The organism is Pseudomonas sp. HK3 (assembly GCF_052920985.1).
The window spans coordinates 278,560-296,579 of the sequence record NZ_JBREXD010000002.1 but is presented as its reverse complement, the minus strand read 5'-3'; the positions used below and the strand labels follow the sequence as shown (position 1 = coordinate 296,579).

Below are 18,020 nucleotides of genomic sequence, written 5' to 3'. Positions count from 1 at the left end.
AGTTGAAATATGATTATATTTCGCCCGCGGCTTATCCTTTAACCAGTAAGCATAAGGCGATTCATGTCAGCATCGATGACCAAACATTAGCACGCCCTGAGCCCACCTTAAAAGTTGAAACCCTAAAGTTACACTACAGTCGTATTGCATTAAGTGCACAGCTGATTGTGTATATTCATATTCAACCTTCCTTCTTAGTACAACGTGAACCTATTTCGCGCCAAATAGTTGAGTTTGATGACAATAATAAAGGCACTATTAAGTATGTGATGACAAACCGAGGTTACATCCGTACCCCTTACAGCATTGAGTTAGTAGATACATTGAATGAAACATTAATCTTTCATACTCAAGGTGCTGATAATTATCCAATCGATGCCGTACCTAGACCGGATTACACGCAAACTACGCATCAACTATTACAAGCTTTTCGACAAAATACTAAGCTAGCAAGGCAAACGCTGTTAGAGGATATATGGCAAAAATTAAAAGGTCCTTACTTAAAAGACATTCAAGTCAGTTTGGGTGAAACGACATTTACCCTAGTGAGCGAGCACAATCGTGAACCAATTTTTCAACAAGCTTTTTCATTGCTTAAAAAAAACGACAAGTCGGCGGCAAAGCAAGCACTCGCCTTATATAATCAAGCATATAAGCGCTATGAAAAAAAAGAAGATGATGAGAGTAAACAAATATTAGAATTTATTAATGACGGTATCACCGCCGCGGTTCAAATCACTAATGACCCAAACCCGCAGCGTTATCAATAATAATGGATTATGTTTGTTGTAACTGCGCTAAATTTTTAAATAAATCTAATGCCTCTGGGTTTTTTAAGGCGTCCGTATTTTTAACCGCTCGCCCATGTATGGTTTCACGTACGGCGACTTCAACGATTTTTCCACTCAAAGTACGAGGGATATCGGCTACTTGTATGATGATGGCAGGCACGTGTCTGGGTGTTGTATTTTGTCGGATGGTTGTTTTGATGGTGTGTGTTAACTCATCGGTTAAGGTTTGGCCATCGCGTAAAATTACAAACAAAACCACCCGAATGTCTGTACTGTCATGCAGTAAGGTTTGGCCAACCGCAATGCTTTCTATTACGGCATCTATTTTTTCAACTTGGCGATAAATTTCAGCAGTACCAATGCGCACACCACCAGGATTTAAAATGGCATCACTGCGACCATGAATCACTAAGCTTGTATAAGAGTGGCCATTAAATTCTCGCTCAATCTTTTCAGCAAAATCTCCGTGCGCCCATATGTTGTCAAAGCGTTTAAAATAACTGCTTAAGTATTTTTCATTATGGCTATCGTTATAAAACCCAATTGGCATACAGGGAAATGATGTTTCACAGACTAATTCACCGCGTTCTCCTGTGTTTGCCGTAACGGGCTCACCTTCATCATTAAATACATTTACCGCCATGCCTAAGCCTAGGCACTGAATTTCGCCTTTGTATACTGGTAACACAGGATTACCCAGCGTGAAACATGAAACAATGTCGGTGCCGCCAGCGATGCTGCTTAAACATAAATCTTGTTTAATATGTTTATACACAAAATCAAAACTTTCATTGCTCAGTGGTGAACCTGTTGAAAGCAGGCTTTTTAGTTTAGGCAATGCATGTGCTTGGTTTGGTAAGTAAGGGGCTTTTTCTAGTGCACTGATGTATTTGGCACTGGTGCCAAAGATGCTGATGTTTTCTGTCTCGGCCATATCCCATAAAACATTTGGGCCAGGGTAAAATGGTGAACCATCATAAATCACCAGAGTGGCGCCGGTCATAAGAGTACTGACCATCCAGTTCCACATCATCCAACCGCAGGTAGTGTAGTAAAAAAGTGTGTCTTCTTGTTTCACATCGGTATGAAACACTAATTCTTTGTAGTGCTGTAATAATGTTCCACCTGCGCTGTGCACAATGCACTTTGGAGCACCGGTTGTACCTGAGCTGTACAAAATATAAAGCGGGTGATCAAACGTTTGTGCACTGAACTCTATTTTTTCAGCATCATTATCTAAACATTGTTGCCATAGATGAATGTTGAGCGTATCACCAAGTTTAGTTTGAGCTTGCTCTTGAGAAATAGAAAAATCAGCATAGGGCACCACAACCACATGCTCAATACTATTGAGTTGCTTAAGAATCGGTTGCAGTTTTTCTAAACTGTTTAGCGTTTTACCACCGTAGAAATAACCATCTGTGGTAATTAATATTTTTGGTTCAATTTGCCCAAAGCGATCAAGTACCCCTTGTAAGCCAAAATCCGGTGAGCAGCTTGACCAAACGGCGCCTAAACTGGTGGCCGCTAGCATAGCAATTATGGCCTCGGGTACGTTTGGCATGAAGGCCGCTATACGATCGCCAGGTTGTATGCCTAGCGCTTTAAAATGCGCGCTGAGTTTAGCCACCTTAGTGTATAGCTGGGCGTAACTAAGCTGTTGCTGCTTGCCTCGTTCGTCATAGGCGATGATAGCAGTGCTGTCGTGGCGAAATTTTAATAAGTTTTCAGCAAAGTTAAATGTAGCGCCTTCAAACCACGTGGCGCCTGGCATCTTATCACCATCTTTCAATACATTTTGATAGGGCGTGTGCTGAGTAAAAGAGGCAAAATCCCAAACGTATTTCCAGAATAACTGTGGTAGACGCACCGAAAAATCATGCAGTTGCTGATATTGCTGCACAGCATGGCCGTCTTGGGCGATGAAGTTCATCAGCGCCTTCATATTACTGTGTTCAATGCGAGAGTCAGACGGGGACCACAAAGGATTGGTCATAGCGTACTCCAATAATTCTAAGGTAATGCCGCCAGCTTGGGGCAAAATAGTCTATTTGTGAAATTTATTCTATTAAGAGATTAATAAGTATAAGTTATTAAATAATTCAAACCAAGCGCTTGCTTGGTTTGAATGATTGCGATAAGGTATCTCGACGCTGACAGTTTTAATGTGTATTTATAATTTAGAGGAATGCTACATGAGCGAAAAAGTGGTTATTACTTGTGCCCTTACTGGGGTATTAACGAATCCAGAGCAACACCCTGTGCCGGTGACGGCAAAACAAATGGCGGCATCCGCAAAAGAAGCCTATGACGCAGGTGCTAGCTGCATGCACATTCATTTCCGTCAGCAGACACAAGGTAAAGGCCATTTACCTTGTTGGGAGCCTGAAGTGGCATTAGAGATCAGTAATGCCATTCGTGAAGCCTGCCCAGGCGTGATTATTAACTACACAACCGGCACCATTGGGCGTGACCAACAAGGCCCGATTGATTGTATTAAAATGGGTAAGCCGGAAATTGCAGCGTGTAATGCTGGCTCACTTAACTATTTAAAAACCCGTTCAAACGGCACTTGGGCTTGGCCACCGATGTTATTTCAAAACACGGTGGATAAAATCCAAGAATTGCTAGAAGTATGTAAAGAAGAAGGCTGTCGCCCTGAATTTGAATGTTTTGATTTAGGTATTGTACGCAGCGTCGGCATGTTTCAAGAAGTGGGTATGTGGGACCGCTTAGATTACAACTTAGTTATGGGTGTGAATTCTGGCATGCCAGCAGACCCAGACCTATTACCCATTATTTTGAAATATTTAAAACCGGGCAGTCATTGGCAAGCGACCGTGATTGGCCGTGAAGAAGTTTGGAGCGTACACAAAAAAGTCGCTGAACTGGGTGGTAATTTACGTACGGGTCTAGAAGATACGTTTTATTTACCTGGTGGTGAAAAGGCCACCAGTAACGGCCAGTTAATCGAGGCTATGGCAAAAGTTGCACGCGATGCAGGCCGTGAAGTGGCTACACCAGAGGAAGCTCGTCAGCTTTTTTTATAATAGGCTGATTGAGAACTCATTATTTTGAAAATAATGAGTTCTCTCATATTATTAATCGATTTTTCCTATCTTGTATGACACTTATACCCCCAACATAACAACTTGCATTGCATTTTTGATTTACCAGCAAGCTAGGTTTGTGGCATAACCTCTTTCTTTGCGCGTTTTAATTAGTTGAACTATTCTGGCATATAGTCCCTATGAGGTTTTAATAGAATTGCTTTATATAAATGAAAAGAAGCGTTTCTTTATCGTCGCTTTGATTACAGTGATTGGTATTTTAATTGCGTTGACGATGCATAAATATCAAGACCATATTGAAACAGCGCGTATTAATGCGGCTTACACTCGCTTGCTAGAGCTGCAAGCGCCTGCAGTTGAATATGCGATGTCTAATCAAGCTTGGCCGACAAAAGTAGAAGAATTAGGATTTACAGCCGCTGAACTTGAATATCCAGAGCATAAATACAGCATAGATGTTTATGATAATGGTGTGATTGCTGCCCATGTAGGCAATGATAAAGCCGATGAAAAACAGTACATTGTATTAAGCCCACAAGTCATTGAAGGCGATATAGAATGGGCATGCTTTGGTGATAAAATAAAAGTAAAATATTTGCCACTTGAGTGCCAAGAATAAATATAAAGAGATGACTTAACAACCGGTATGATACATCGCATTATCAATGCCGGTTGTAAAGCTTTGTATTTTTATAAGGTATTGATACAAACAAACATCGTTTTTTCACTTTTGTCATAAACCGTAATGATCTATTTCACGTAAACAGCTTAAATCAACACTGTTAAGTGAGTCAGTATGAAAATGACAATGAATGAGATACAGCAACTTGATCATCCTGTTGATAAACTTATGCTGGTGAGTATATGTGGCATGTCTTATCAATTATATGCACATGACAAGGGCGAGCGCTTTGCTGTGTATGACAATAAGGGTAAACGAGTTGTAAGTAATAGCTTAGAAGCAGGTAAAATACTTGTACGAAAATTAAAGTGTAAGTCAGCGGTATTGTATCAGCAGTTACCTTACGATGAAGCCTGTGTGTCAGTAGAAGGTGAAATGAGCCCTGTAATGGAAATTCCAATTGATATACATTAATAAAAGGCCTATTTAACATTCGTTAAATAGGCCTTTTTATTTATAGCGTATTTTATGATATTTATTGTTTAGCCACTTTTAAATTCGTGCTCGAAAAAGTAATTTGTAGCTTGCACAAATCCTTCAACACTGCCACAGTCAAAACGCTCACCTGCAAATTTCACAGCAATAACACGTTCTTCTTTTGCGACTTGTTTGAGTGCATCCGTAATTTGAACTTCACCGTTCGTACCAGGCTTGGTTTCGCGTAAATAGTCAAAAATCTGTGGCGTTAATACGTAACGCCCGATAATGGCCATATTGGTAGGTGCGTTTTCTGGATTGGGTTTTTCAACCATATCGGTTACGTCATAAATACCGGGTGCTATTTCTTCACCGCTAATAATACCGTAGCTTGCGGTATCTGATTTTGGTACTTCTTCAATGGCCACAATGCAACATTGATATTGGTTGTATAGCTCAATCAATTGCGCCATGGCTCTTAATGTTGATTTACTTGAATCTTGCTTTAATGGCGCTACGCATAAATCATCGGCCAAAATAACTGCGAATGGCTCATTACCAATAATGGGTTCGCCGGTTAAAATGGCATGGCCTAGGCCTAACATTTCACGTTGGCGCATGAAAATAAACTGCCCCTCGTCCATAACTTTATTAATGTCGTTTAAATTATCTGCCTTTTTGCTGCCTGCAATCTCGTGTTCAAGTTCATAATTATTATCAAAATAATCGGCGATAGCACGCTTACCTCGACCCGTGATGAACCCCATTTTATTGATGCCCGCTTCCATGGCTTCTTCAACTGCGTATTGGATGAGTGGTTTATTGACTACAGGTAGCATTTCTTTCGGCATGGATTTGGTGGCGGGTAAAAATCGAGTACCATAACCTGCCACAGGAAATAAACATTTTTTGACGGTTTGTGTTTGAGACATTTTACACTCCTAGTTTATACGTTGGCGATCCACATCATTTGATAAGGTTCTAGTGTGATGGCGTCGTGGGTATTATCAAACGTGACGCCACCAATAAGGTCTTGCCAGTGGTGGGTGACCACCAAATTTAAATCTGATAATAGAAGCGGTTGCTCTTGGTCGGTAATATTATAAATACAGAAAATACTTTGACGGCGGTCCATACTTTGTCGCCAAAAACCAAAAAGATGATCACCGATATGTAAGGTAAATTGGGTTGCGTTAGGGTGAAACGCTTTTTGTTTTCGACGAAGTTGAACTAATTGGGTGATCTGTTCATAAACCTGTTTGTGATGACTGGTATCATCGTTTAATAATGTAACCAATTCATCATATTGCCATTCACGACGATTTATTGATCGGTTTTGCTGCGTGCGTTCTAGTTTTTCATAGTCGTTATGTGTACCTAATACACTGTGAATATACAGTGCGGGAATGCCCTCTAAAGCGAGCATCACGCCATGGGCACATAAAAAACGCGCTAATGCATAATCGTCTTTACCGTTTTCTGTGCCTTGTAGTGCATCAAATAATGTAATGTTGACTTCATAGGGTTTTTTAACGCCGTTTTCACCTGCACGCCATGAAATCTTGCCACCAAAATTTTGCATTGTGCTGACCAAGGTGGCCAGTTCAGTATCACTTAATAAGCCTTCGGCGGGTCTTAAGCCAATGCCATCATGGGAGGCAATGAAATTAAAATAAGTCGTGCCATGTTGCGCAGGTGGCATGCTCATCAACCAACGTTTTAAGTAACGGCAGTTTCCGCTGACTAAGGTGTAAACCAAAAGAGGGGGCAATGAGAAGTTATATACACAATGTGCTTCATTGGCATTACCAAAATAGCTTAAGTTTTCAATATTTGGAATATTGGTTTCAGTGATGATAATGCTATCGGGTTGCGTGTGTTCAATGAGTGTTCTAATTAAACGCACCACCTCATGGGTTTCATCTAAGTTTAAGCAATTAGTCCCTGGTTTTTTCCACAAAAAAGCAATGGCGTCTAAGCGAAAAATTCGAATACCTTTATCTAGGTAATCACGAATAATATTAATAAACTCTTTTAATACTTGTGGATTTGAAAAATCTAAGTCCACTTGCTCATGACTAAAAGTACACCAGACATGCTCTAACCCTTTATCTGTTTGTGTTTCACGTAACAGTGATGATGTGCGTGGTCTAACGACTTGTGATACAGGCGCATCTTTTGTTGTGGTATAAAAATAATCATGACCAATACCATCACCTTTAATAAAATTCTTAAACCATTGGCTTTGATCTGAACAATGGTTAATTACAAGGTCTGCCATTAATCGATATTCATCGGCAATTTTTTCTATGTGTTGCCAGTGTCCTAATTCAGGATTCACTGCATAATAATCGCAAACCGCAAACCCATCATCTGCGCTGTAAGGAAAAAATGGTAATATATGAACACTATTAAAACTGTCTTTTAGGTAGTCGTTTAAAAAGTGATGCAGGGTTGCAAGAGGTGCCTCATTTTCTTTTTGAATACTGTGGCCATAGGTAATCACGGCCACATCCTCTTCGGTCCAGTAATTTTGATGGGGCGAAACCGCTTCATAATGTTGTTTGAAGCGCATGATATCGATGAGTTCTTGAGTTAACTCCCCTAAAGCCGATGGTGTTTGAGCATCACCATAAATGGCTTGCAAGTGATGATGTATTTTAGATTCGAGTAGTGCTTTGGTGTGTGCATCCATCATAATCTTTACCCTATAGCTTAGACGTGAACTCAGCGTGATCTTCTTCAACCGCTTGATACAGTCGCTCGAAAATATCGGGTATAGCACTTTGCACTCGGCTCCAACTTGGTATAAAAGGGGTTTCCATGGGGTTATCTAAAAAGCGTTTGCCTGCATCCATGATATTTCTCGCGAACATTTCAACCGCTTCTTCTTCTTGGTGAATATCAAAATTAAGTCCATTCATGATTGCGTCATTGCGATATGTTTCGACAAAATCTAATGCAATACGAAAATAACTGGCCTTAATAGTGCGGAAAGTTTCTTCGTTAAAAACGGTGCCTTTTGTTGCCAGTTTTCGAAACAGAGCTTTGGCTATATCAATGGACATTTTTGATAAACCCGCTTGCTGGTCACTCAATGATAAGGTCCTGATGTTTATGGTCATATATTTTTGCGATATCCACTTGGCAAAGACGATTGTTTGCATAGTTGCGGTGCATCTCCGATAGCACGCCAATTTCTAACCCCCAGTCACTCGGAATCCGTATATCGTTTAATACGTCTCGTCTAAATGAAAATTCCCCTGCCAATGGATAGCGGAAGCTATCCATGTAGTTAAGATATTCTTCATTGTCTTTAACCACGGATTTAAGTGCTCTTAATAAGGGGGTCACGAGTAATCGGCTAACGCGGCCATTGAGTTTGCCACTTGCAATACGAGCGTAATAGCCTTTACAGAATTCATAATTAAAAGAGGGGTTTGCAACTGGGTATACTAAGCGAGCAAGCAATTCGCTTGTGTAGGTGACAATGTCGCAATCATGCAATGCAATGGATTCGGCTTTACCAGATGAAAGCATGTAACCCATGCAGTACCAAACATTACGGCCTTTGCCCATTTCTTTTGGAGCTAAACCCATTTCTTGCAGTTGTGAATCTAGGGCTTTTAAACGTGGACCGTCATTCCACAGTACACGGTGATGTTGAGGTAAGGTTGAAAAGAATTTTAGCGCATGCATGTATTGATCTTCATCTGCACGGTCTAAACCAATCACAATTTCGCTTAAGTAGGGCACATGTTTTATATGCTCGACGATATTAGGTAGCGCTTCACCTTCAAGTTCAGAAAATAAAGAGGGGAGTAATAAGCCTATAGGTCTTTGCTTGTTAAAGCTCACAAGATCGTTTTCTAAATCGGCAAGGTGTCGATCAGTTAAATTATGCAGCGTGGTGATGATGCCATTCTGATAAAAATCAGCCATGGTGTTCCCCTATTTTAATTAATTGCACGAGAAAAATTGAATCTAAAATACGATTAACGCCTTGTGCCCAGCCTTGAGGTCCAAGCGCATCGGATATGGTGACGCGATCAATACGAGATAATGGCGGTAGATCGTGAACGGGTGAGCGAATAATGAGGGCGTTGTCGGCCATGTCGAGCATTTCGCGATCGTTATGGCTATCACCAATACTAATGGTGATGTAGTCCTGATTCAGCCGTGTTTGATAGGTATTTGCTAACCATAAAAGTGCGTTACCTTTGTTGGCATTTCCACAGATATGTAAAAACCGCCCACCTTGTAAAACCGTTACACCCTTATTTTTTAATGTGCGAATAAAGTTGTTTTTTTGTTCGTGACTGCCTAGCCATAAAACAGGCTCACCGTATTGACGCTTGGCGGCTAAGCTTGCTTGCTCTAATGATAAGTCGGTTGCTTGTGCTATTTCTTCTATGGTCATTTCACTAAAGGGTTTGTATAAACCGTTAAATTCATCGCGCATGGTATTGAGTTGACGAACCCAGTGATCATGTGGTTGCACAAATGATTTTATCCAGTAATTTTCATCTTCAATAGTGTCTTCTGGTTGAGACGTAAAATAGTCTTTTGGTATAAAAACAGCCGCGCCATTTTCAATAATAAAAGGGTGTTTGTTGTTTAAATCATGACGTAGTTTTTCGATTTCTAATTGGGTCTTACTGCTGCAAGGAATCACGGGGATGTTGTTTTGTTCTAAATAAGCCAAGGCTATATCAGCTGCTTGATGGGAATAGCTGTGGTGATCTAAGAGTGTACCATCAAGATCGGTGAAAATAAGGGGCTTAATTATTAGGTCATTGAATTGTGATTGTTTGTCGCGTTTTATGATTTTTCTTTTTGTGTTTAATGTAAAAACATACTGAGCTGTATTTGGGAGCGTGGCGAGTAAATGCTCAGTGAGCCTTTGGTAGTGCTGTATGAAACGCTTAATATCATTTTCATTCATCGTACGAATAGTTTGAGTATTCGTTTTTTTTAAATTGCGTACTAATTTATCTTCTTGTTCTAAGCGCCAATTAAAGACACATTCAAAACTGGGCGCTTTAAGCATAATAGTACAGTCAGACCGAGAAAATAGCGGCTCGTATTGCATTTTAAGTTGTTCATTGACATGGCTGCGCCATAACGTTTGTTGATCTTCTTGCGCTTCTAAATCGTTGATGGGTTGTATGAGTTGTTGAGGGGCTTGAGCAGATGCACCTACACACCAGCCTTCTAAAATAATAATATTTGGTTTTTTGGTAATCGGGCTCCAGTCTTTTTCGTCAAAGCGATCATCTATAGCTTTATTAAAGCGCGGGACATAAATGGTTTGCGCACCGTTGTGTGACATTAAGTGATCTAATGTTTCATTGGCGAGCAAAATATCATGGGTGCCCGGTACGCCTCTGGTGGCGAATAGCGGGTGAATGGTATGAGCTAAGTGCTGACGCTCAGTATGTGTGTAATAAAAATCATCTAATGACAGAGCAACCCCATGCAGTGCATATTTTTGTTGGAAAATTTCCACAAGAAGTTCAGATAATGTGCTTTTACCCGAACCCTGCGCACCATTAATGGTCACTATGATTGGTTTTTTTTTATTTTGGTGCAGGTTAACTATTTCTCTGGCCAGTGGTGCAAAATAATCCGCTACTTGGCGGATATACTCACGCCCTAGCTGATGCTTTTGCACAAATCTTGATAATTCTAATTGGCTCATACTTAATTAACTGCCTGTATTTATTGAGTTTTTACTGGCTTATTTATTCAGAGCAATATCTGTGCCCCATCAAAACAAATATTACTTTATGTATATGAAATGCCTAATAATGTTGGATTTTTTAAATTATGCACTTATGTCTATTTTGTTATTTCGAATGTAAATGTCTTTGATTCAAGTCTGTTTTAAATAGTGCGGTTTTAAATTTTGTGAACCTTACCGCTCATGCAGAGAGCGGTTGGACCATAGATCGTCGCTTAGTAGTAGGATGATCGCTTAGTTGAAGCCAATTATATTGTGTCAATGAAAAAAGGAAGCAGCATGTTTTATAGCGCGGAAAAAATGATAAAATAGAAAGGGCATTGAAATTCAAACAGCCAGAGCACAATTACACTCGGGTTTGTTAGTGATATTATATAAAAAAATAAAGGATTACGTCTGTGCTACTAGAGCAGGCTGAAGACATCGAAAAATAATATCTTTAATTAACACACGTTTTTATGTTGGTATTGGGTACGTGAGCAGAGCGTTTTAATTTTTGCGTTCGTAACGGTTGCCATCGAGCAGACAAAATGGGCCATTTCTGTAGAATGAAACGTAGGTAAGCCCATTAGTGAAAAATTAAATTGTTGAGATAACAGTAGAATCATTCAATTGAGATGTTTTATCGCGTGAACATAATGTTTTAATTTACACCTTGTTGTGTGACGCGTTTTTAGGTGGCGTAAATCGTCGTGATTTTAAAGCATAAATGACACTTTGATATTCATTTTTCATCTTAAAAAATCTTCTTTAGATACATTCAATCTCGATCCTAATTTTTATAAGACTTTCTGACAGGCTTGTGTCTAAACTGAAATATATCCCCAAAAGGGATTCGCAGTTAATGCTGCATCACATATACATTGTGTCGTAAACCTCACAAGGGAGTCCGGCGTATGTTCTCGAATATGCACACGCAAGCAGTGCAAGAGTTACACTTTTGTCAGCAAGGCCCGCTCAATGCCGTTGTTGCACTTCATAATTTACGTTTAGGGCCAGCTCTAGGCGGATGCCGATTTATCGAATACAGCAGTGAAATAGATGCCATAGAAGATGCTATGCGCTTAGCCCGAGGTATGAGCTATAAGGCTGCTTTAGCGCGTGTGCCCCAAGGTGGCGGTAAAGCGGTTATCATGAAGCCAAAAGGGGACTTTGACCGCGAGGCATTGTTCAAACAGTTTGGGCAATTTGTTCATAGTTTAGGTGGTCGTTATATCTCGGCCATGGATAGCGGCACTCAGGTGTCTGATATGGACACCATAAGAAGCCAGACCCCCTTTGTGAGCAGCTCAAGCAATATAGGTGATCCGTCTCCTTCTACCGCCCATGGTATGTTGATTGGCAGTTGAAACAGCCGTGCGTTTTTTAATGAAGCAATCACTAAGTGGGATAACTGTTGCGATTCAAGGCTTAGGGCATGTGGGTTTTGCACTTGCAGGTCACTTGCACGATGCCGGTTGTCAATTAATTGTGTGTGATGTTGATGAAAGAAGAACCAAACTGGCGCAGAAGCAATTTTCTGCAAAAGTGGTGCGCGCCAATGAAATTTATCAACAGCCTTGTGATGTCTTTAGTCCATGCGGGTTAGGTGGCGTACTGAATGAAACAACACTCTCATTACTAAAATGCAAAATTATTGCAGGTTGTGCCAATAATCAATTAGCCCACGATGACGTGGCTCAATTAATACATGACAGGAATATCTTATACGCCCCGGATTATGTAATTAATAGCGGTGGGCTCGTGTTTGCCTCGTCTAGTTATCGAGGAATGAATCATGATCAAATAACTCATGAGGTGAATAAACTAAAAGATACGCTTGATAAAATATTTGTGTTATCAAAACAAAAAAATATGCCCTGTAATTTTATTGCCAATGAAATGGCTGAGAAAATTTTATACAGCGAAACAATTGAGCCTGATTGGGTTTTGGAGGCGGTATGAAAATGATGAAACCGACACCGGTCAGTGTTCAGGGTCATAGCCCATTAATCCAATTTTCATTGCAGCGCATCCAGTTTTTAGACAAGGACGGTACTTGGCTGAGTACACGGCCAGAATTTGCCAGTGATGAATGGTTGGTGCAATCGTATAAACACATGGTGCTCAATCGTGTATTTGATAGCAAAGCGATTGCGCTACAGCGCACGGGTCAAATGGGAACGTTCCCTTCAAGTTTAGGGCAAGAAGCATTTGGTGTTGCCATTGGCATGGCGCTGCAAAAAGACGATGTATTTGTGCCATATTATCGTGATCACGGCGCGCATTTATTACGTGGCCATAAAATGAGTGATTTACTTTTATACTGGGGCGGGGATGAACGCGGCTCGGCTCATGGGCCTAAACAAGACTTTCCTATTTGTGTGCCGATTGCCACACAAATTACACACGCAGCAGGGGCTGCCGCGGCACTTAAAATTAAAGGCCAAGAACAGCTTGCGGTTGTGACCATTGGTGATGGTGGTACATCAAAAGGAGATTTTTTTGAAAGTTTAAATGTGGCGGGTGCATGGCAGCTACCCATGGTGGTTCTGGTTAACAATAATCAATATGCCATATCGGTACCTCGCGATATGCAATGTGGTGCGCCAACACTTGCACAAAAAGCCATTGGCGCGGGCATTCATGGCGTACAAGTAGACGGCAATGATGTACTTGCTGTTTATCAAGCCATGCTAGAGGCTCGTGAACGGGCGAAAGAACATAAAGGGGCCACATTGATTGAAGCTATGACATATCGCTTGGGCGATCACACCACCGCCGATGACGCGAGTCGCTATCGCTCAAACGAAGAAGTCAAAGAAGCGTGGCTAAATGAACCTATTAAGCGTTTACAAAATGCGTTAGTGGCATTAAATCTTTGGGATGGCGAACAAGAAAAAGCATGGCAAAGCGAGTGCAGTCATAAAGTAGATGAGGCCGTACAAGAATATTTAAAAACAGAAAAAGAACCAGCAGAAAGCATGTTTGATCACTTATACCAAGATTGGCCAGAAGTGATGAACGAACAATTGGATTTATTAGCCGATAAACTTGCACGTAATCAGCATTAACGGATTGGATATAGGTGGAGGTGTTTATGTCACATACTAACGAACAAGCAAATCATGCATCAATCCAAGCTGACAAAGTGGATTGCGTATTACTTGAGGCGGTCAATCTTGCATTGCATTATGAAATGCAACATGACGAATCGGTTGTGGTGCTGGGCGAAGACGTGGGCACTAATGGCGGCGTATTTCGGGCTACATCGGGTTTAAAAGAACAGTTTGGTTTTAAGCGTGTAATGGACACGCCATTGGCTGAAGCCTTAATCGCGGGGATGTCTATCGGCATGGCCTCACAAGGTTTAAAACCAGTGGCTGAAATTCAATTTATGGGGTTTATTTTTCCTGCGTTTGAACATTTATTTTGTCACGCCGCGCGCATGCGTAATCGCACGCGTGGTCGCATGAGTTGCCCAATGGTATTGCGAGCCCCGTTTGGCGGGGGGATTCATGCACCAGAGCATCACAGTGAAAGTACTGAAGCATTAATTGCTCATACGCCAGGCATTCGTGTTGTGATTCCTTCATCGCCAGCTCGTGCTTATGGTTTGTTGTTAGCCGCAATCCGCAACCCTGATCCGGTGGTATTTCTTGAACCCAAACGAATTTACCGCGGCAGTAAGCAAAGCATTATTAATAATGGTGAGGCTTTACCGTTAGATACCTGTTTTACATTACGCACAGGTACCGATGTCACATTAATTAGCTGGGGAGCGTGCATCGCCGACACCTTAGAGGCGGCAGATGCATTAGCTGAAAAAGGAATATCGGCCGAAGTGATTGATGTGGCAACCATTAAACCGTTAGACATGCGCACGATTATTATGTCGGTGGTCAATACTGGACGCTGCGTTATTGTACATGAAGCCGCTCGCTCATTTGCAGTGGGCGCTGAAATTGCGGCGCAAGTGAGCGAAAAATGTTTTTTAAATTTATTGGCACCTGTGCAACGAGTTACCGGTTTTGATACCCACATGCCGTACTTTAAAAATGAACATTATTATTTGCCGAATAGTCACGACATAGTGGCAGCGGTGGATAAATGTTTGGCTGAAAAATAATTGCAATTTATCGGGCGCGGGGGCACCTTCGTACAATTTATCGATTAGCAATATAGGAAGTTGCTAGTGTTTTCCTTGATATGAACGAATGTATTAGATATGTAATGGGTGAAAATTGTCGGGCGCGGGCACCCTCCTACAATTTATCGATTAGAAATTTAGGAAGTTGCTAGTGTTTTCCTTGATATGAACGAATGCATTAGATGTGTAATTGATGAAAATTTCGGGCACGGGGCACCCTCGTACAATTTATCGATTAGCAATGTAAGAAGTTGCTAGTGTTCTCTTTTATATGAACGAATGCATTAGATGTTTAATGGGTGAAAATTGTCGGGCGCGGGGCACCCTCCTACAATTTATTGATTATCAATGTAGGGGGCTAGTGTGTTCTATTAGTGACATGAGAGTGCAGGGTATTGTTGTCGGTAAGAATTAATAGTGGAAACCATCTTAATAAAACTTAGTTTTACATTCTAATTACAAAGCATAATTGGCTGAAATTCAAAGGGAATCGCTCATGAAATATTTCAAATTGCCGGATCTAGGGGAAGGCCTAAGCGAAGCGGAAATAGTTGAATGGCATGTTAAAGCAGGGGACACGGTTACGGTTGATCAGCTGATGGTATCGGTTGAAACGGCTAAAGCCATTGTTGAAGTACCGTCGCCACAAGCGGGTGTAATCAGTGCCTTATTTGCTGAGCCTGGTGATGTGGTGCACATTGGTGAGCCATTGGTTGAATATCAAGGCGAGCAAGACGATTCAGGCACGGTTGTGGGTGATTTATCATTAAGTGCAAAGCATGAAAGCAAAGATGATTTCATTGTGGGCAGCGCTCATCATACTCATACACAGCAATCGATCAAAGCGACACCCAGTGTACGTGCATTAGCCAAACGCCTAAATGTGGATTTATCTCATATTGGTGCCACGGGAGAAGACGGTCGCATAACCAGTTTAGATGTAGAAAAAGCAGCAAAACTTAACTCTGATATCGGACAAAGTGAATCCTTAAAAGGCGTGCGTAAAGCCATGGCTAAAAATATGGCTATGAGTCACGCACAAGTGGTGCCGGTTACATTGCATGACGATGTCGATGTACATCAATGGTATGACGTTAAAACAGAACCTCCGCAAGATATTACCATGCGTCTGGTACATGCAATTGCGCATGCCTGCGTGGCAGAGCCTAATTTGAATATTTGGTTTGATGGCGAACAACTATCACGCAGAATATTAGAACACATTGATTTAGGTATTGCGGTAGATACCGAGCAAGGTTTGTTTGTACCTGTGTTACGCAATATTGGTAAACGAGATTTAACCGATTTACGCAGCGGATTAAACGCGTTAAGAAATGCGGTTAAAAGTCGAAAAATCCCCCCGCAAGAAATGCAGGGGGCGACAATTACATTAAGCAATTTTGGCACACTGGCTGGTAAATATGCGAATCCAGTTGTGGTGCCACCACAGGTCACCATCATTGGGGCGGGTGGCATACGCTACGAAGTTGTCGCATACGAAGGGCAGGCTCTATTGCACCCCATATTGCCGTTATCGATCACCTTTGATCACCGTGCGGTAACAGGGGGAGAAGCCGCACGATTTCTTAAAGCACTCATGGATGACCTTAAGCGCAAAAGTGTTGACTAACAGGCTTCACTTTCTGTGTTCTCTTTTTCTGTTTTGTGTTTGCTTTCAAATTGTAAAATACCATCGTTGATGGTTTCTTTTAACAATGTTTTTTTATCTATTTCGTATTTGTGTAATATGCGCCAAGGGTGTGACTGACCTTGGCGAGGTAATACGTCTTTTGATCGGACAACATAACCCGATGCCATTTCATCCATCACGGTTTCATCTAATGGTTTTTCTGTTTGGTTAAAAGGTTTGGCAACATGATGATGATGTTTATCCATATAATTAAATAAACGACATAAATAACGAGCAGACAAATCCGCTTTTAAGGTCCATGGCGCATTGATGTAACCAAAGATCCAAGCGATGTTGGGTATATTTTCGGCCAACACGCCTTTATAAGTCATATGGTGACTTAAATCTAACGGCTTATTATCAAGACTTAACGACATACCACCTAATACCTGCAAGTTTAAGCCCGTTGCACTGATGATAATATCGGCATCAATGTGTTTACCTGACGCAAGCTGAATACCTGTTGCTGTAAATTCTTCGATGGTATCGGTTGTTATGCTGGCTTTACCTGAATTAATAGCGGTAAATAAATCCCCATCAGGTATTGCGCAAAGGCGTTGGTCCCATGGTTGATAATGAGGTGTAAAGTGACTCATATCAAAACCCGTTGTTAGGTTCCCTTTTACCGATCGTAATAATATTTTTTTTACAACATTAGGCCAGCGTTTAGCGAGTTTATATAGCGTGCGTTGTAACAAAATATTACGAGTACGGGCCATCGAAAAGACCCAGCGTTTAGGTAATATCTTATTTAAGATATTTGATACTGAATCAATAGACGGTACAGAAAAAATATATGAAGGGGAACGCTGTAACATGGTGACATGTTCTGCTTGGTCACTCATGGCGGGCACAATGGTTACGGCAGTGGCACCACTGCCAATGACCACCACTTTTTTATCCGTATAGTCTAAGTTGTCAGGCCATTTTTGCGGATGAACAAATACGCCCTTAAAAGCGTCTTGGTTTTTAAATACTGGTTGGTAGCCTTGGTCATAATTGTAATAGCCAGTACAGGGGATTAAAAAATTGCAGGTGTAATGTGTACGCTCTTGTGTACGTTCGTTTAGCGCCTCAACGCGCCAGTGTTGTTGATGGCTGTCCCAGTTGGCGTGAACAATTTTTAATGAAAAATGTACCTTGCCTTCCACTTCAAATGCTTGTGCGGTTTGATTAATGTATTTACGAATTGATGTACCATCAGCCAATACACTTAAACCATCCCAAGGGCGAAAGTCATAACCAAAGCTGGCCATGTCACTGTCTGAGCGGATACCAGGGTAACGGAATAAATCCCATGTGCCTCCAATTGCTTGGCGGCGCTCTAAAATAGCAAACGATTTATTCGGGCACAGTTTTTTAAGGTGGCACGCCATGCCAATGCCAGATAAGCCAGCGCCAATAATGAGAATATCAAAATGATGAGAGGCCATATTTGCTCTTTATTGTTATTAGTATTGCATTGACCATAAAACAAGCGAAAGGCCATGTCTATGG

Annotated in this window: 14 protein-coding genes and 1 pseudogene; 9 read left to right on the top strand and 6 right to left on the bottom strand. The window is 41.2% G+C overall.

Annotated features, from left to right (window positions below):
• Positions 1-2: 2 nt before the first annotated feature.
• Positions 3-770, top strand: coding sequence for a hypothetical protein (locus tag ACU6U9_RS12305; RefSeq protein WP_446735333.1), 768 nt, complete (start codon positions 3-5; stop codon positions 768-770).
• A gap of 7 nt (positions 771-777) precedes the next feature.
• Here ACU6U9_RS12305 and ACU6U9_RS12300 read toward each other — a convergent pair whose 3' ends face one another.
• Positions 778-2,787 (bottom strand): acetoacetate--CoA ligase, encoded by a 2,010-nt coding sequence (locus tag ACU6U9_RS12300; RefSeq protein ID WP_446735332.1) that lies wholly within the window; start codon positions 2,785-2,787, stop codon positions 778-780.
• A 199-nt stretch (positions 2,788-2,986) separates the two neighbouring features.
• Between ACU6U9_RS12300 and ACU6U9_RS12295 the strand changes: the two genes are divergently transcribed.
• The 3 genes from ACU6U9_RS12295 to ACU6U9_RS12285 all read left to right on the top strand — a co-directional run bounded on the left by ACU6U9_RS12295 (position 2,987) and on the right by ACU6U9_RS12285 (position 4,958).
• Positions 2,987-3,841 (top strand): 3-keto-5-aminohexanoate cleavage protein, encoded by an 855-nt coding sequence (locus ACU6U9_RS12295; protein WP_446735331.1) that lies wholly within the window; start codon positions 2,987-2,989, stop codon positions 3,839-3,841.
• A 217-nt stretch (positions 3,842-4,058) separates the two neighbouring features.
• Entirely contained in the window at positions 4,059-4,481 is a 423-nt protein-coding gene (locus ACU6U9_RS12290; protein ID WP_446735031.1) for a pilin, read from the top strand.
• 177 nt (positions 4,482-4,658) lie between these two features.
• Positions 4,659-4,958, top strand: coding sequence for a DUF6482 family protein (locus ACU6U9_RS12285; RefSeq protein WP_446735030.1), 300 nt, complete (start codon positions 4,659-4,661; stop codon positions 4,956-4,958).
• A gap of 68 nt (positions 4,959-5,026) precedes the next feature.
• Here ACU6U9_RS12285 and galU read toward each other — a convergent pair whose 3' ends face one another.
• The 4 genes and pseudogenes from galU to ACU6U9_RS12265 all read right to left on the bottom strand — a co-directional run bounded on the left by galU (position 5,027) and on the right by ACU6U9_RS12265 (position 10,662).
• Positions 5,027-5,893, bottom strand: coding sequence for a UTP--glucose-1-phosphate uridylyltransferase GalU (gene galU / locus ACU6U9_RS12280; protein WP_446735029.1), 867 nt, complete (start codon positions 5,891-5,893; stop codon positions 5,027-5,029).
• A gap of 14 nt (positions 5,894-5,907) precedes the next feature.
• Positions 5,908-7,659, bottom strand: a complete 1,752-nt coding sequence (locus ACU6U9_RS12275; RefSeq protein ID WP_446735330.1) for a sugar phosphorylase — start codon at positions 7,657-7,659, stop codon at positions 5,908-5,910.
• A gap of 10 nt (positions 7,660-7,669) precedes the next feature.
• Positions 7,670-8,903, bottom strand: a pseudogene (locus tag ACU6U9_RS12270) (glycosyl transferase).
• Positions 8,896-10,662: an HAD-IIB family hydrolase gene (locus tag ACU6U9_RS12265; RefSeq protein WP_446735025.1), complete on the bottom strand. Its 1,767-nt coding sequence runs from the start codon at positions 10,660-10,662 to the stop codon at positions 8,896-8,898. Before ACU6U9_RS12265 ends, ACU6U9_RS12270 begins: the two are co-directional and overlap by 8 nt.
• A gap of 938 nt (positions 10,663-11,600) precedes the next feature.
• On the opposite strand from ACU6U9_RS12265, the gene ACU6U9_RS12260 reads away from it, so the two are divergent.
• The 5 genes from ACU6U9_RS12260 (at position 11,601) to ACU6U9_RS12240 (ending at position 16,463) form a co-directional block, all read left to right on the top strand.
• Positions 11,601-12,053, top strand: a complete 453-nt coding sequence (locus ACU6U9_RS12260) for a Glu/Leu/Phe/Val dehydrogenase dimerization domain-containing protein (protein ID WP_446735329.1) — start codon at positions 11,601-11,603, stop codon at positions 12,051-12,053.
• Positions 12,043-12,648 (top strand): Glu/Leu/Phe/Val dehydrogenase family protein, encoded by a 606-nt coding sequence (locus ACU6U9_RS12255; protein ID WP_446735328.1) that lies wholly within the window; start codon positions 12,043-12,045, stop codon positions 12,646-12,648. The genes ACU6U9_RS12260 and ACU6U9_RS12255 overlap by 11 nt, the downstream gene beginning before the upstream one ends.
• Entirely contained in the window at positions 12,645-13,757 is a 1,113-nt protein-coding gene (pdhA, locus tag ACU6U9_RS12250; RefSeq protein ID WP_446735023.1) for a pyruvate dehydrogenase (acetyl-transferring) E1 component subunit alpha, read from the top strand. Before ACU6U9_RS12255 ends, pdhA begins: the two co-directional genes overlap by 4 nt.
• A gap of 26 nt (positions 13,758-13,783) precedes the next feature.
• Positions 13,784-14,812: an alpha-ketoacid dehydrogenase subunit beta gene (locus ACU6U9_RS12245; protein ID WP_446735022.1), complete on the top strand. Its 1,029-nt coding sequence runs from the start codon at positions 13,784-13,786 to the stop codon at positions 14,810-14,812.
• A gap of 517 nt (positions 14,813-15,329) precedes the next feature.
• A complete protein-coding gene (locus ACU6U9_RS12240; protein WP_446735021.1) occupies positions 15,330-16,463 on the top strand; it encodes a dihydrolipoamide acetyltransferase family protein in 1,134 nt (377 codons plus the stop codon).
• On the opposite strand, the gene ACU6U9_RS12235 is transcribed toward ACU6U9_RS12240, so the two are convergent.
• The gene (locus ACU6U9_RS12235; protein WP_446735327.1) at positions 16,460-17,956 is read right to left on the bottom strand and encodes a flavin-containing monooxygenase; all 1,497 of its coding nucleotides are present in this window, start codon (positions 17,954-17,956) and stop codon (positions 16,460-16,462) included. The two genes, ACU6U9_RS12240 and ACU6U9_RS12235, sit on opposite strands and share 4 nt — an antisense overlap.
• Positions 17,957-18,020: the final 64 nt, after the last annotated feature.

Bases quoted from the DNA above. Each gene is read 5' to 3' on its own strand.
- ACU6U9_RS12300 (WP_446735332.1), bottom strand. From the start codon at position 2,787: ATGACCAATCCTTTGTGGTCCCCGTCTGACTCTCGCATTGAACACAGT.
- ACU6U9_RS12295 (WP_446735331.1), top strand. From the start codon at position 2,987: ATGAGCGAAAAAGTGGTTATTACTTGTGCCCTTACTGGGGTATTAACG.
- ACU6U9_RS12285 (WP_446735030.1), top strand. From the start codon at position 4,659: ATGAAAATGACAATGAATGAGATACAGCAACTTGATCATCCTGTTGAT.
- galU (WP_446735029.1), bottom strand. From the start codon at position 5,893: ATGTCTCAAACACAAACCGTCAAAAAATGTTTATTTCCTGTGGCAGGT.
- ACU6U9_RS12275 (WP_446735330.1), bottom strand. From the start codon at position 7,659: ATGATGGATGCACACACCAAAGCACTACTCGAATCTAAAATACATCAT.
- ACU6U9_RS12265 (WP_446735025.1), bottom strand. From the start codon at position 10,662: ATGAGCCAATTAGAATTATCAAGATTTGTGCAAAAGCATCAGCTAGGG.
- ACU6U9_RS12260 (WP_446735329.1), top strand. From the start codon at position 11,601: ATGTTCTCGAATATGCACACGCAAGCAGTGCAAGAGTTACACTTTTGT.
- pdhA (WP_446735023.1), top strand. From the start codon at position 12,645: ATGAAAATGATGAAACCGACACCGGTCAGTGTTCAGGGTCATAGCCCA.
- ACU6U9_RS12245 (WP_446735022.1), top strand. From the start codon at position 13,784: ATGTCACATACTAACGAACAAGCAAATCATGCATCAATCCAAGCTGAC.
- ACU6U9_RS12240 (WP_446735021.1), top strand. From the start codon at position 15,330: ATGAAATATTTCAAATTGCCGGATCTAGGGGAAGGCCTAAGCGAAGCG.
- ACU6U9_RS12235 (WP_446735327.1), bottom strand. From the start codon at position 17,956: ATGGCCTCTCATCATTTTGATATTCTCATTATTGGCGCTGGCTTATCT.